General features: G+C 36.1%; 15 protein-coding genes. 13 read left to right on the top strand and 2 right to left on the bottom strand.

The genetic code is table 11. The features are described 5' to 3' along the window. Positions 1-24: 24 nt before the first annotated feature. The 6 genes from BN1354_RS01640 (at position 25) to BN1354_RS11955 (ending at position 5,680) form a co-directional block, all read left to right on the top strand. Positions 25-1,587, top strand: a complete 1,563-nt coding sequence (locus BN1354_RS01640) for an acyl-CoA carboxylase subunit beta (RefSeq protein WP_045090001.1) — start codon at positions 25-27, stop codon at positions 1,585-1,587. Positions 1,588-1,600: 13 nt separating this feature from the next. Further along, complete coding sequence (locus BN1354_RS01635; RefSeq protein ID WP_052673187.1) at positions 1,601-2,506, top strand: OadG family transporter subunit; 906 nt, start codon at positions 1,601-1,603, stop codon at positions 2,504-2,506. A 35-nt stretch (positions 2,507-2,541) separates the two neighbouring features. Then, entirely contained in the window at positions 2,542-2,973 is a 432-nt protein-coding gene (locus BN1354_RS01630) for an acetyl-CoA carboxylase biotin carboxyl carrier protein (protein WP_045090002.1), read from the top strand. A 15-nt stretch (positions 2,974-2,988) separates the two neighbouring features. Beyond that, positions 2,989-4,146, top strand: coding sequence for a sodium ion-translocating decarboxylase subunit beta (locus BN1354_RS01625; protein ID WP_045090003.1), 1,158 nt, complete (start codon positions 2,989-2,991; stop codon positions 4,144-4,146). Positions 4,147-4,348: 202 nt separating this feature from the next. Beyond that, positions 4,349-5,500 (top strand): sodium ion-translocating decarboxylase subunit beta, encoded by a 1,152-nt coding sequence (locus BN1354_RS01620; RefSeq protein ID WP_045090004.1) that lies wholly within the window; start codon positions 4,349-4,351, stop codon positions 5,498-5,500. A gap of 12 nt (positions 5,501-5,512) precedes the next feature. Then, positions 5,513-5,680 (top strand): hypothetical protein, encoded by a 168-nt coding sequence (locus tag BN1354_RS11955; RefSeq protein ID WP_157360180.1) that lies wholly within the window; start codon positions 5,513-5,515, stop codon positions 5,678-5,680. Between the two features lie 38 nt (positions 5,681-5,718). Here BN1354_RS11955 and BN1354_RS01615 read toward each other — a convergent pair whose 3' ends face one another. After that, positions 5,719-6,615: an NAD kinase gene (locus tag BN1354_RS01615; RefSeq protein ID WP_045090005.1), complete on the bottom strand. Its 897-nt coding sequence runs from the start codon at positions 6,613-6,615 to the stop codon at positions 5,719-5,721. A gap of 4 nt (positions 6,616-6,619) precedes the next feature. Further along, complete coding sequence (locus BN1354_RS01610; RefSeq protein WP_053826035.1) at positions 6,620-6,997, bottom strand: hypothetical protein; 378 nt, start codon at positions 6,995-6,997, stop codon at positions 6,620-6,622. Positions 6,998-7,145: 148 nt separating this feature from the next. Here BN1354_RS01610 and BN1354_RS01605 point away from each other — a divergent pair, with 148 nt between their 5' ends. The 7 genes from BN1354_RS01605 to BN1354_RS01575 all read left to right on the top strand — a co-directional run bounded on the left by BN1354_RS01605 (position 7,146) and on the right by BN1354_RS01575 (position 14,206). Further along, on the top strand, positions 7,146-7,877 hold the full coding sequence (locus BN1354_RS01605; RefSeq protein WP_045090006.1) for a pyridoxine 5'-phosphate synthase: 732 nt from the start codon (positions 7,146-7,148) through the stop codon (positions 7,875-7,877). A gap of 67 nt (positions 7,878-7,944) precedes the next feature. Then, positions 7,945-8,661, top strand: coding sequence for a MotA/TolQ/ExbB proton channel family protein (locus BN1354_RS01600; protein WP_053826034.1), 717 nt, complete (start codon positions 7,945-7,947; stop codon positions 8,659-8,661). A 20-nt stretch (positions 8,662-8,681) separates the two neighbouring features. Beyond that, complete coding sequence (locus tag BN1354_RS01595; RefSeq protein ID WP_053826033.1) at positions 8,682-9,089, top strand: ExbD/TolR family protein; 408 nt, start codon at positions 8,682-8,684, stop codon at positions 9,087-9,089. Positions 9,090-9,114: 25 nt separating this feature from the next. After that, positions 9,115-9,900, top strand: a complete 786-nt coding sequence (locus BN1354_RS01590) for an energy transducer TonB family protein (RefSeq protein WP_045090008.1) — start codon at positions 9,115-9,117, stop codon at positions 9,898-9,900. A 120-nt stretch (positions 9,901-10,020) separates the two neighbouring features. After that, the gene (locus tag BN1354_RS01585) at positions 10,021-10,566 is read left to right on the top strand and encodes a DJ-1 family glyoxalase III (RefSeq protein ID WP_045090009.1); all 546 of its coding nucleotides are present in this window, start codon (positions 10,021-10,023) and stop codon (positions 10,564-10,566) included. 158 nt (positions 10,567-10,724) lie between these two features. Beyond that, positions 10,725-12,707, top strand: a complete 1,983-nt coding sequence (gene rpsA, locus BN1354_RS01580; RefSeq protein WP_045090010.1) for a 30S ribosomal protein S1 — start codon at positions 10,725-10,727, stop codon at positions 12,705-12,707. Between the two features lie 212 nt (positions 12,708-12,919). After that, positions 12,920-14,206 (top strand): DUF418 domain-containing protein, encoded by a 1,287-nt coding sequence (locus BN1354_RS01575; protein WP_045090011.1) that lies wholly within the window; start codon positions 12,920-12,922, stop codon positions 14,204-14,206. The last annotated feature ends 3 nt before the right edge of the window (positions 14,207-14,209 follow it).

The following is a 14,209-nucleotide window of genomic DNA, read 5'->3' as shown; positions in this document are numbered from 1 at the left end:
ACACAATATAACAAACTTAATCTTATGAGTAACCAACTTGATAAAGTAAAAGAGCTTATAGAACTTCGTCAAAAAGCTCGTTTAGGTGGTGGTGAGAAAAGAATTGAATCCCAACACACTAAAGGAAAATACACAGCACGTGAACGAATCGACATGCTTCTTGACCATGGAAGCTTCGAAGAGTTTGATATGTTCGTAGAACATCGTTCTTATAATTTTGGAATGGAGAAGAACAGATTCCTGGGAGATGGTGTAGTAACCGGATACGGAACTATAGAGGGTCGTTTGGTATATATTTATGCACAAGACTTTACTGTTTCTGGCGGTTCACTATCTGAAATGCATGCTCAGAAGATTTGTAAAGTTATGGATCAGGCCATGAAAATGGGTGCACCTGTTATCGGTATTAACGACTCTGGTGGTGCTCGAATTCAGGAAGGTGTTAATGCACTTGCAGGTTATTCTGAAATATTTCAGCGAAACATTCTTGCATCTGGTGTGATTCCTCAGATTTCAGGTATTTTTGGTCCTTGTGCCGGCGGCGCAGTATACTCTCCAGCACTTACAGACTTTATCCTGATGACTCAAGGAACTTCCTATATGTTCTTGACTGGCCCTAAAGTTGTAAAAACAGTTACAGGTGAAGATGTTACACAAGAACAGCTTGGAGGTGCAAGTGTTCATACTACAAAATCAGGTGTAGCTCATTTTTCTGCACAAACCGAAGAGGATGGTATGAAGCTTATTCGTAAACTACTAAGCTATATACCACAAAACAATGTTGAAGAAGCTCCACTAGTTATTACTGATGATCCAATTGACCGTTTGGAAGATAGCTTGAACGATATTATTCCTGACAGCCCTAACAAACCATACGATATGTATGAAGTTATTGGAGCGACTGTTGACAATGGCGAATTTTTAGAAGTGCATGCAGATTATGCCAAAAATATAATTGTTGGTTTTGCACGCTTTAACGGAGTTTCTGTTGGTGTTGTTGCTAACCAGCCTAAATTTCTTGCAGGTGTTCTTGATATTAATGCCTCAAGAAAAGCAGCACGTTTCGTTCGTTTTTGTGATGCATTTAATATTCCACTTGTTACTTTTGTTGATGTTCCTGGTTTTCTACCCGGTACAGGACAGGAGTATGGAGGTGTAATTACTCATGGTGCAAAATTACTCTATGCCTACGGAGAGGCTACTGTACCAAAAATTACAGTTACACTTCGTAAATCCTATGGTGGTGCTCATATCGTTATGAGTTGCAAACAACTTCGTGGTGATATCAACTATGCCTGGCCAACTGCAGAAATTGCTGTTATGGGTGCTGACGGAGCTGTTGAGGTACTCTATAATAAAGAGATTGCAGCGGAGAAGGATCCTGAAAAACAAAGAGCAGTAATAGAAGAGAAGAAGAAAGAGTATAATGATCTCTTTACAAATCCTTATGTGGCAGCTCGATATGGCTATATTGATGATGTAATTGAACCAAGAAATACAAGGTTCCGTATAATACGTGCATTACAGCAATTACAGACTAAGAAGCTTGAGAATCCTGCTAAGAAGCATGACAATTTACCACTATAAAAAGCAGATGTATATGAGAATTTATAAACTGTTCATATCTCTTTTCATCACTGCATTTCTATTTATCGGATGTAACTCAGATATTGAAAATCCAAAATGGGTTATAAATGAGGTGATGGTGACAAATGAAACTAATTTTGTAGATGATTTTGGACAACGTAACGGATGGATTGAGATATACAATAATACTGCAGGTACAATGGATTTAGGAGGACGTTATCTGACTAATGACCGTAACAATCCAACAAAATATCCAATTCCAAGAGGTGATGTTCTCACAAAAGTTAAACCACGTCAACATGTCCTTTTCTGGGCTGACAATGAACCATTTAACGGAACCTTTCATGTAAACTTCAAATTAGATCCAACTAAAGAGAATTATATAGCTTTATATGATAATGACGGGAGAACGTTACTTGATGAGATAATTATTCCAGCAGATGTACCTGCTGATCGTACTTACGGGTTTCCAAAGGATGGAATTAAATATAATGAGGAGGGTGAAATTAACGCCGTTATACTGGATAGGGTAACTCCAAGCAGCAATAATGCCATATTGGAAGAAAACCCCAAAGTAATGGATATGCGTGTAAATGACCCTTGGGGTGGAATGCTTACAATTACAGCAATGTTGGTAGTGTTCTCTGCATTAATTGGTCTATACTTTTTCTTTAAATTATCCGGAAATATCGCAACCAGGATTTCTAAGAGAAAAATTGCCAAGAGTGGAACACTCTCTGCTGTTCGTAGTCAGACTCACCTTTCCGGTGAAGTATTGGCTGCAATTTCTGCCGCACTATATGAAATTAAAGAGGATCAGCATGATATAGAATCAACGATTTTAACAATCAGACAGGTAAAGAGAGACTACTCTCCTTGGAGTGCTAAATGGAAATCACTAAGAAAATTACCTAAATAGAAAAAATATTAAAGAATTACACAAATAGAAATAGTATGAAAGAGTTCAAATATAAAATAAACGGTTCACCATATAGAGTAGTGGTAAATAAATCCGACGATGAGATTGTGGAACTTGAGGTTAATGGTACACCATTCACTGTGGAACTACAACCTAAGACCAAGAAGCCTAAGGCTGTGGTTCAACGCCACACTGCTGAACCTGTACAAACAGCACCTTCTACTTTGGTTACAAGACCATCTAGTACATCTGGCAAGAATACGATTCAATCTCCTCTACCGGGGGTTATTCTGGATATAAAATGTAATGTGGGTGACACAGTGAAAAAAGGACAAACCCTGATGATTCTTGAAGCAATGAAGATGGAAAATAATATTCTCGCTGATGGTAATGGCAAAATAGCTGAAATTTTAGTCCAAAAAGGAGACTCAGTTCTCGAAGGAGCTAACCTTGTAGTAATCGAATAAACCAGGGAGAAGAATATGAATACATTACTATCTTTAGCAGATAATTTACGAACCTTTTGGGGCTATACCGGATTTTACAATGTGGAGTCAGGGCATATAATTATGATCTTAATTGGATTGGTATTTATATACCTTGCAATAACAAAAGAGTACGAACCTCTTTTGCTTATTCCTATTGGATTTGGTATACTTATTGGTAATATCCCATTTAATGAAGCCGCTGGATTGCAAATTGGTATTTATGAAGAAGGATCTGTATTTAACATCCTTTACCAGGGTGTTGTTCAGGGGTGGTATCCACCTCTCATTTTCCTTGGTATTGGAGCTATGACAGATTTCTCGTCATTAATAGCAAATCCTAAACTAATACTTATTGGTGCTGCATGTCAGTTTGGTATTTTCGGTGCATATATTATAGCTATCGAATGGGGGTTTGCACCAAATGAAGCTGGTGCAATTGGTATTATTGGTGGTGCTGATGGACCGACCGCGATATTCCTAACATCAAAGCTAGCGCCACACTTGCTAGGGGCTGTGGCTATTTCAGCATACTCCTATATGGCACTTGTACCTGTTATACAACCACCTTTCATGAGGTTGTTAACGACAAGCAAAGAGAGAAGCATGAAGATGAAAACTCCTCGTGTGGTTTCACAAACAGAAAAGGTTCTATTCCCCATAATGGGACTTCTGCTTACTGCATTTTTAGTGCCTTCAGGACTCCCACTTCTTGGTATGTTGTTCTTCGGAAATCTTCTAAAGGAATCTGGCGTTACACGTCGTTTGGCAGAAACCGCACGCGGTCCGCTGATTGATACTATTACAATTCTACTTGGGCTTACAGTTGGTGCATCTACTCAGGCAACAACATTCCTAAGAATAGAATCTCTGAAAGTTTTCCTAATTGGTGCATTATCATTTGTAATTGCAACTGTTGCGGGAATACTCTTCGTAAAAACATTCAATCTTATTTTGCCGAAAGATAAAAAAATTAATCCACTAATAGGAAATGCAGGGGTATCAGCTGTACCAGATGCAGCAAGGATATCTCAAACACTTGGATTAGAATATAATCCATCAAACTACCTGCTCATGCATGCGATGGGACCAAATGTTGCCGGTGTAATTGGATCAGCTGTTGCTGCAGGTATTTTACTTGGTTTCTTATATTAATAATCCGATTGGGTAAATTAAACTAATTTTATTTTAATAATTAGTTAACTCCTAACGGAATAGAATGTATCTTACAAAGAAAAGATGTCTTCATGAAACAAATATGAGTAAAGAGATATTATAAATATCTCTTTACTCTATTAATAAGTCTTTGTATTTTTGAAAGTTACATATCATTATATTACTGAAAAATTTAATTACTATGGAATTAGAACAGTTATTACCTGCTATATCAGGAATGACATGGCAACATCTGGTTATGATAGGAGTTGGATTAATACTCATTTATCTGGCCATTGTAAAAAATTATGAGCCCACACTCCTATTACCAATGGGATTTGGAGCAATATTAGTAAACATACCTTTATCATCTGCGATAACACAAATTGATCCGGCTACCGGTGAAACTTTAGAGGGTGTTCTAAACGTTTTTTTTGATGCCGGTATTGCAACTGAAATCTTTCCGTTGCTGATTTTTATTGCTATCGGAGCGATGATCGACTTTTCACCACTTTTCCGTAACCCATCGTTGCTTCTGTTTGGAGCAGCAGCTCAATTTGGAATTTTCCTAACAATGGTGTTTGCTGCGCTACTTGGTTATGACATTAGAGAAGCAGCCTCAATTGGAATAATTGGTGCCGCTGATGGACCAACCTCTATAGTTGTAGCGGCTCGTTTTGCTCCAAATCTTCTTGGACCTATTTCAGTAGCAGCTTACTCTTATATGGCTTTGGTTCCAATTATTCAGCCTCCTGTTATCAGATTGCTAACCTCCAGAAAAGAAAGGTTGATACGAATGACAGGTAATAACAATAAGAAAATTTCTAAAAAAGCTCTGATTGCATTTCCAATAGTTATTACAATTGCAGCTGGAATTATAGCTCCTTCATCACTCGCACTAATTGGATTCCTGATGTTTGGAAACTTAATACGTGAATGCGGCGTTTTGAACAAGTTATCTCTTTCTGCACAGAATGAACTATCAAGCTTGGTGACTATTCTTCTTGGAATAACAATAGCTAGTACAATGACAGCTGAAAGATTTATAAGGATTGACACTCTGATTATAATAGCATTGGGGCTGTTTGCTTTTGTTTTTGACACATTTGGAGGTGTCATCTTTGCTAAGTTTCTGAATATGTTTAGAAAAGACGGAAATAAGATAAATCCAATGATTGGAGCATGCGGTATTTCAGCCTTTCCAATGTCGGCAAGGGTTATACATCAAATGGGACAGAAAGAGGATCCTTACAATTACCTGCTCATGCCTGCTATAAGTGCAAATGTAGGAGGTCAGATAGGATCTGTTGTTGCAGGTGGTATAATTTTAACTTTAGTTCCTTTATTGGCTTAAAATCGATTTAACATGACACCAACATTACAAACAACATTATTAGTGGCATTAATAGGTATAGTGGGAATCTTTTTATTCATGTCCATCTTTTATCTGCTTATAAAAGGACTTGATAAATGGCTACCTTTTGAAGATGAAAGGTCTAAGCAGGATTTGGTTGTAGACGAAACCGAAGAATAAAATAACAGACATTTAAGTAGGTTAAAATTTTTTTTGTACTATTTATTTTGTTTTCTTACATCTGCACCCCACATAAGTTTGTCTCGCAGTGTTTCAAAGAAAGTATGCCCGACCCTTTTTACTACTCGTAAAGTATAGTCAGCTTTTCTGACCTGAATACTTACTGTTTCGTCTAAAACACGTGACTGACCATCTACTGACACAAGAAACATATGGCTGCGGCTCTCTATTTTAAGAGAAATTATACTACTGTCATCTACCACAAGAGAGCGTGAAGTAAGATTATGTGGTGCAATAGCAGACAAAATTATGCTGGGAGTAGTTGGTGATAAAATCGAACCTCCAATACTTAAAGAATATGCAGTTGAACCGGTAGGAGTAGAAATAACAAGTCCATCAGCCTGATATGATGTTAAATAATCGTTATTAATATATGCATGTATTGAAAGCATTGAAGCAGTATCCTGCTTTAAGATTGCTATCTCATTTAAAGCATTGGTATTGAAATGATTTGGGGGGAACACTTCATCTGTTGTCATTTTTAGAAGCGTACGATCCTGAACTTTATAGTCACCTCTCATAACTTCTGAGAGTGTATCTTCAACATCTGAATAATTAATAGCTGCAAGAAAACCCAATCTTCCGGTATTTATACCCAGAATTGGAATACCTGTATCACCTACAGTAGCAGCAGTGCGTAAAAATGTACCATCACCTCCTACACTGACAACCATATCCACATCAGGTAAGGTTTCAGCTAATTCACAGATAGGGTCTAGCAATTGTCTTATATTGCCGGGTAGTGAAATGTAAAAATTCTCAGGGAGATACAGTTGACCTCCATGTCTCTTAATTGCATCGCAAACCCCGTAAATTTGTTCTTCTGCTTTTGCAGACCTATCGGGGAACATACTTCCAAATAGTGCAAACTTCATTTATTCACATATCTAAGTAATACATCAATTCGTCAAGTCTCTCTTTCTGCTGATCAGTGACTTCACCCTCTTTCATAAAAAAATAAGTTACGTTATAATTGAACCTTTCAAAACTTCTCAATATAGTAGTAAGATCTGAAATATCAAGTTTAAGTGATACCAGAAGTTCACTGCCTCCAGAAATAGGTAGTGTAGAAAGTGAAATCACATGTGCATTATTACTCTCTACAATTCGTGCAATCTCAGTAAGGGTGTAATCTTTAATGGGCATTTCCAGAATTATAAGAGAGTTCTCAGCTTCCGAAAGCTCACTGAATTGTTCAGGTGTAAGTGGTTTACTAAAATTTTCCACTTGTTTTTTGATAAATTCTTTCGTTGACATTGAGAAAATGGTTATTTCGTATTACTTTTGTATCAGCTTTACAAAGATGGCAATTTTTTGCTTATTTGAACCTTCTTATAGTTTTATTTTAATTTTATTTTTAAAATCTTTTTAGGTTTATTTCTTTGTGAATTAAGTATACAAAAATATGACTAAACTTAGTGTAAATATCAATAAAATAGCTACCCTAAGAAATGCACGCGGAGGTAATATTCCAGATGTGATAAAAGTAGCGATTGATTGTCAGGCATTTGGAGCCGAAGGAATTACTGTTCATCCAAGACCAGATCAAAGACATATTAGATACTCTGATGTTTTTGACTTGCAGTCTAAAGTAAAAACAGAGTTTAATATTGAAGGAAACCCCACCCCGGAATTCATTTCTCTTATTGAAAAAATACGACCTTCTCAGGTAACTTTAGTGCCTGATTCTCACGATGCTATAACCTCTAGCTCTGGATGGGACACTATTACCCATAAAGAATTCTTATCTGAAGTTGTTAGTAAATTTCAATCTATGGGAGTAAGAACATCTATTTTTGTTGATCCCAACCCTGATATTATACGAGCTGCATCACAAATTGGAACAGATAGGATTGAGTTATACACCGGTCCTTATGCAGAAGAATTTATCAAAAACAAAGAAAAAGCTATCTCTCCATACATTGAAGCAGCTAAACTGGCAAAGAATCTTGGATTAGGTGTTAATGCCGGTCATGACTTAAATCTTGATAATCTCAACTATCTATACATCAATATCCCATGGATTAAGGAGGTCTCTATAGGTCACTCACTTATAAGCGATGCCCTCTATATGGGATTAGAAAAAACAATAAAAGCGTATAAAGATTGTTTAAAAGCTCCACAACCTGAGGATTAAATATCCAATTTTTATATCTTTAGCAATTAAAGTAATCTAATTTATTCAATAATAGTATACTATCGGTATGATTTTTTTGCAATTACCTTCACAAGCTGATACAGCACAGGCTATTTACAACACGATGCAGCAGACAGCTGCAGCAGCAGAAACTGAAACAATAACAATGAATGCATTTGATCTGGCCTTAAAAGGTGGCTGGCTTATGATTGTTTTGTTAATTCTATTGTTAATGTCAATTTATGTTCTCATTGAAAGAACATTGGTGATTAATAAAGCAGCAAAAGAGGATAATTCATTTATGAATCGCATAAAAGATTATATTCACGATGGTAAAATAGATACTGCAATAAACCTGTGCCGTAACACTGATACACCAACAGCCAGAATGGTCGAAAAAGGTATATCGAGGCTAGGCAGACCAACTGCAGATGTTATGTCAGCAATTGAAAACCAAGGTAATATTGAGATCTCCCAACTGGAGAAAGGATTGCCGGTATTGGCTACATCTGCTTCTGGCGCACCTATGGTTGGATTCTTAGGTACAGTAACCGGTATGGTGAGAGCTTTTATGGATATGGCCAGTGCAGGTGCAAATGTGAATGTAAATATTCTTTCTACAGGTATATATGAAGCTTTAGTTACTACTGTAGGAGGTTTGATTGTTGGTATTATTGCTCTATTTGCTTTTAACTATCTTACAACACGTATTAAAGGTATTGTAAATAATCTGGAGCGTAGGATTATGGAATTCATGGATATATTAAATGAACCTGCAGTTTAGCACATTAAAGTAAATTCGAAATGGCTTTAAAACAAAGATTTACAATTGAGACCAATTTTAGTATGGCATCTATGACAGATGTGATTTTTCTACTGTTGATTTTTTTCATGATCACATCTACAATTGTTACACCCAATGCAATTCAGGTTGCATTACCCAGAGCTCAACAACAAGCTCAGGTAAAACCTATAACACGTGTAACTATTGATAAAGATCTCAACTATTATGTAGCTCATGGTAATGATACAGAAAGACAGGTTACATTTGAAGAGATAACTCCATTCCTGCAACAGGCATATAATGCCGATCCGGGAATATTTGTGGCTCTTTACGCTGACGAAACCGTTCCTTACAGGGAGATCGTGCAAATACTTGATATTGCAAATCAAAACCAGTTTAATATGGTTTTAATGACTCGACCAAATTAAACAATTTTCTATTATACATAGCAAGATGCAAATTACAAGGGAAGAGATTGGTGGAATAGTAGGTACAACAATATTTGCAATATTGCTGGCTCTTCTTTTGCTTTTCTCATACTTTACAATGGCATCACCTCCTGAAGAGCTAGAAGGTGTACCTGTTATGTTTGGTTCAATAGAAGATGCATTTGGATATGTCGAGCCACCTATGACAGAAATAACTCCTATACCAACTCAGGAACTACAGATACCAGAATACTCACCAAATGAGCCTTTAATTACTCAAACGACTGAGCCTACTATTGATGTTGAAGCTTTACGTGAAGAAGAACGCAGGCAGACGGCTTTAGCTGAGGAACGCAGGAGAATTGAAGAAGCTGAAAGAATCAGACGACAGGAAGAAGCAAGGAGAAGAGAAATAAATGAGCAAATGTCAGGACTTTTCGGTGAAAGTTCTGGTAGTCGCGGTAATACTCAAGGTGAAGGTACACAAGGAGTATCAACAGGAAACTCATCTCAAGGCTCACCTACAGGAACCGGAGGTATAGGTTCTTATGACCTCGGAGGTCGAAGCCTTGGAAGTGGAGGATTGATTCAACCAAGATATACGGTGAACGATTACGGCACTGTGGTTGTTAATATTACAGTAGACCCTGCAGGGAATGTTATTCATGCAGAAATAGGCCGAGGTACAAACACTCCAAGTGCAACACTTAGGAATGAAGCATTGCGTGCTGCAAGAAATACAAAGTTTAATTCAATAAACTCTGCAAATAACCAGCAGGGTACTATTACTTATCGTTTTAATCTGAACTAATAAGTAACTCAACATAGAGGAGATGTTTATTTACCTCATTCTGTAAAGTTCAGATAATTACTTGCAAATAAGATCAATTAGTAATGTCTCCAATCATAATTGGATTTAAATGTGAAAAATATGAAGAAAGTAGCACTATTTTTAGCAAATGGATTTGAAGAAATTGAAGCGTTAGGTATAATTGATATTCTAAGAAGAGCTCAAATTCCGGTTCTCACTGTTTCAATAACAGATGAAAAAGTTGTTACCGGTGCACATAATGTTAAAGTCATAGCTGACACAACATTCACTGAAACCGATTTCAAAGATATTGAAATTCTTGTTCTACCTGGTGGTATGCCTGGAGCAAAACATCTCAATGAACATGATGGTTTAAAAAACCTTATTAGTGAGTATCATTCTAAAGGCCAACAGATTGCCGCTATTTGTGCTGCACCAATGGTTTTGGGAGGATTAAGAATCTTAGAAGGAAAAAGAGCTACTACTTATCCTGGATTTGAACCTGAACTTATTGGAGCAAATATTACAGGTGAAAATGTTGTAGTTGATGAGAACATAACAACAGGCAAAGGCCCTGGTTTAGTATTTGAGTTTGCATTAAGACTTGTGGAACAAATTGCAGGCCTGCAAGTTCGTCGTGAAGTACAAAGCGGACTACTTCTTTAATGATCAGACTCTCTTTTTTGGTGCTTTTCAAGCACTTATTGAAATGAAATTACCGGTGCAAAGAATTGGTTATTAATAAAAAACCAATTATCTTTGCACCGCTTTTTTAAACAACATAATGTCTCACTTATTTAATTAAAACAATTTATCAACAACAAATGACTGAAAACCTAAAAAATGTAGCACCCATAGAAGATTTCGATTGGGCTGCTTATGCTCAGAATGATTCTTATAGCAAAGAAAACAGAGAGAAGCTTGCAGAAAGCTACGACAATACACTGAGCAAAATTAACGACAAAGAGGTCGTAACTGGTATTGTTACCTCCATGAATAAACGCGAAGTAGTTGTAAACATCGGATATAAATCTGATGGTGTGGTTTCAATGAACGAATTTCGTTATGATCCTGATCTTAAGGTTGGTGACGAGGTAGAAGTATACATTGAAAGCCAAGAAGATAAAAAAGGACAATTAATCCTTTCTCACAAAAAAGCACGCGCATCTCGCGCATGGGATCGTGTGAATGCAGCATTAGAAAACAACGAAATTATAAAAGGATATATCAAATGCCGCACTAAAGGTGGTATGATTGTTGATGTATTCGGTATCGAAGCATTCTTACCGGGATCTCAGATAGATGTGAAACCTATCCGTGATTACGATATGTTTGTTGATAAAACGATGGAATTCAAGGTAGTAAAGATTAACCCTGAATATAAAAACGTTGTTGTATCGCATAAAGCTCTGATAGAAGAGGAATTAGAACAACAGAAGAAGGAAATTATTTCTAAACTGGAAAAAGGACAAGTACTTGAAGGTATTGTTAAGAATATCACATCTTATGGTGTATTCGTTGACCTTGGAGGTGTTGATGGATTAGTTCATATAACTGACCTATCTTGGGGCCGTATCCAGCATCCGGAAGAAGTTGTTAAACTTGATGACAAAATCAACGTTGTTATTCTCGACTTTGACAATGAGAAAAAACGTATCGCTTTAGGTTTGAAACAGCTCACTCCACATCCATGGGATTCACTTAGCGAATCATTAAAAGTGGGTGATATTGTTAAAGGTAAAGTAGTTGTAATGGCCGATTACGGTGCGTTCGTAGAGATAGCTCCAGGTGTTGAAGGTTTAATCCATGTGTCAGAAATGAGCTGGACACAACATCTTCACAGTGCTCAAGATTTCATGAGTGTGGGTGATGAAATAGAAGCTGTAATTCTAACACTTGATCGCGAAGAGCGTAAAATGTCACTTGGCGTTAAACAGCTTAAACCAGATCCATGGGAAAGTATTGAAGAAAAATTCCCAGTTGGAAGTACACACAAAGCTAAAGTACGTAACTTCACTAACTTTGGTGCCTTTGTTGAAATAGAAGAGGGTGTAGAAGGATTAATCCACATATCCGACCTTTCATGGACAAAGAAAATCAAACATCCGAGTGAAGTAACTGAAATTGGCTCTGAAATTGAAGTTCAGGTACTTGATATAGATAAAGAAAACCGTCGCTTAAGCCTTGGACACAAGCAGCTTGAAGAAAATCCTTGGGATGTATTTGAAACTATATTTACTGTAGGTTCAGTTCACGAGGGTACAATAATTGAAATGCTTGATAAAGGTGCTTTAATTTCATTACCATATGGTGTTGAAGGATTTGCTACTCCAAAACATCTTATAAAAGAAGATGGCACACCAGTAGAGGTTGACGAAAAGCTTGACTTTAAAGTAATTGAGTTTAACAAAGATGCAAAACGTATAATTGTTTCTCATAGCAGAATTTTCGAAGATAAAGTAAGCGAAGAAGCTAGAAAGAAAGGTAAACGTACCAGCAAAAAAGAAGGTGGCATAGAAAATATTGCAGCAACTCCTGCAATTGAGAGAACAACTCTTGGAGATATTGAAGAGCTAGCTGCATTGAAAGAAAAACTGGATAATCAGAAGGTTGAAGCTTTCAAGAAAGAATCTATGAAAAAAGCTGAAATAGAAGCTGAATCAGTAACTGAAGAAGTTGACACCGAAATAGCTGAAGAAAATGCTGTAGCAACAGAAGATGCAAATATAGAAGTTAAAGAAGAAACTAAATCTGAAGTAGAATCTGAAACTGAAACTGAAGCTGATAATAAAGAAGATAAAGAATAAATTTTCTAATCAATAATTAAAAAGGGTAATTCGCATCATGAATTACCCTTTTTTATTTTCCTTAAAAAATTATCTATTTGTAAACTATATCTATAATTGTATTAAGCAGATTTTAAATAAACAGGTTTCATAAAAATTGCATTGTTTGAAACTTAAACTGACTATTGTTTGTTTATGGGAATAGTAATAATTGTTACAAATACGAAAAATAAATGGAGGCAATAAAGTCAGCTCATGTACCTGCAAAACGAATCAACGTAATAGATGCACTAAGAGGATTTGCATTACTGGGAGTAATCCTAATTCATATGTTGCAGTATTTTGGTTACTCAACTGTAAATACTCATGAAATATCCAGGTTTCCGTTGTTAGATAGGATAGTTCAGATCCTCGCTAATAATATAATAGCTGGACGTTTTATAAATATATTCTCATTCCTTTTTGGGCTTAGTTTTTTTATACAAATGGATCGCGCATCTAAAAAGGGAATCGATTTTCGCAGTCGTTTTCTTTGGAGAATGGTTATACTATTTGTAATAGGCTTGGTAGGTACAATGTTTACTTATATGGATATACTCACAATATATGCATTTTTCGGATTATTTCTTGTTCTGTTATTTCCATTGAAAAATTGGTTACTAATTATACTAACAGGATTAATATTATCGGGATTACCACTAATGACTATTACCGGATTTGATAATATAACACTAAAAAAATCAGTACCTGTTTCATATGATATGCCATCTGAGTCTTTCTCAAAAAGCGAAATAGCAGAAATCACAGCAAATGAAAATGAGGCATTTAACAATAGAACATTCTTCGGAACAGCCAAAGATAATTTGACTAATAAAACGAAAGATAAGTTGAAATTTCAATTCGCTTTGAGTTCACGGGGTTATGTAACCTTTGCTCTTTTTTTATTAGGACTTCTAGTAGGTAGGTCTGGATTTTTTGAAAAGGTTAGTATTAGAAGAAAAAAAAATATCATTTTATTAGCAGGTTTTTTTATAGCATCTGTTGTTATTGAAGTAATTGGTAAAATAATTACTCCCAGTGAACCTATCAACCTACTAATGCATATCTCGCTTGGACAACAGGTGCCATTATCCTCAATCGTTACATCAACATTGAATGATTTAGGGTCGCTGACAGAATCCGGCATATTGGTAATGGGATTCATTGTATTATATCAGACTAAAGCTTTTGGTAAATACCTTGATATTTTATCTTCGTATGGACGCATGGGATTGACAAATTATGAGATTCAAAATATAACAGGAGCCATACTGTTTTCAACCTGGGGTTTTGGTTCCTTCTTTGGGAAATTAGGTTTTACAGAATTATTTATACTTGGATTGATAATATATATTTTACAAATTATAATTAGCAGGCAGTGGATGAAACACTTCTTATATGGTCCTCTCGAATGGCTTTGGCGTTCTGGCACATATATGAAATGGCAACCATTCACCAGAAGAAAAACAATAAATATTTAAAAA

It is taken from the genome of Lascolabacillus massiliensis, assembly GCF_001282625.1.
Taxonomy (GTDB): domain Bacteria; phylum Bacteroidota; class Bacteroidia; order Bacteroidales; family Dysgonomonadaceae; genus Proteiniphilum; species Proteiniphilum massiliensis.
Note: the sequence above shows the minus strand (reverse complement) of the source record. Positions and strands in the feature narration are given on the sequence as shown.

Bases quoted from the DNA above. Each gene is read 5' to 3' on its own strand.
- BN1354_RS01615 (WP_045090005.1), bottom strand. From the start codon at position 6,615: ATGAAGTTTGCACTATTTGGAAGTATGTTCCCCGATAGGTCTGCAAAA.
- BN1354_RS01630 (WP_045090002.1), top strand. From the start codon at position 2,542: ATGAAAGAGTTCAAATATAAAATAAACGGTTCACCATATAGAGTAGTG.
- BN1354_RS01620 (WP_045090004.1), top strand. From the start codon at position 4,349: ATGGAATTAGAACAGTTATTACCTGCTATATCAGGAATGACATGGCAA.
- BN1354_RS01600 (WP_053826034.1), top strand. From the start codon at position 7,945: ATGATTTTTTTGCAATTACCTTCACAAGCTGATACAGCACAGGCTATT.
- BN1354_RS01590 (WP_045090008.1), top strand. From the start codon at position 9,115: ATGCAAATTACAAGGGAAGAGATTGGTGGAATAGTAGGTACAACAATA.
- BN1354_RS01625 (WP_045090003.1), top strand. From the start codon at position 2,989: ATGAATACATTACTATCTTTAGCAGATAATTTACGAACCTTTTGGGGC.
- BN1354_RS01575 (WP_045090011.1), top strand. From the start codon at position 12,920: ATGGAGGCAATAAAGTCAGCTCATGTACCTGCAAAACGAATCAACGTA.
- BN1354_RS01585 (WP_045090009.1), top strand. From the start codon at position 10,021: ATGAAGAAAGTAGCACTATTTTTAGCAAATGGATTTGAAGAAATTGAA.
- BN1354_RS11955 (WP_157360180.1), top strand. From the start codon at position 5,513: ATGACACCAACATTACAAACAACATTATTAGTGGCATTAATAGGTATA.
- BN1354_RS01640 (WP_045090001.1), top strand. From the start codon at position 25: ATGAGTAACCAACTTGATAAAGTAAAAGAGCTTATAGAACTTCGTCAA.
- BN1354_RS01610 (WP_053826035.1), bottom strand. From the start codon at position 6,997: ATGTCAACGAAAGAATTTATCAAAAAACAAGTGGAAAATTTTAGTAAA.
- rpsA (WP_045090010.1), top strand. From the start codon at position 10,725: ATGACTGAAAACCTAAAAAATGTAGCACCCATAGAAGATTTCGATTGG.
- BN1354_RS01605 (WP_045090006.1), top strand. From the start codon at position 7,146: ATGACTAAACTTAGTGTAAATATCAATAAAATAGCTACCCTAAGAAAT.
- BN1354_RS01635 (WP_052673187.1), top strand. From the start codon at position 1,601: ATGAGAATTTATAAACTGTTCATATCTCTTTTCATCACTGCATTTCTA.
- BN1354_RS01595 (WP_053826033.1), top strand. From the start codon at position 8,682: ATGGCTTTAAAACAAAGATTTACAATTGAGACCAATTTTAGTATGGCA.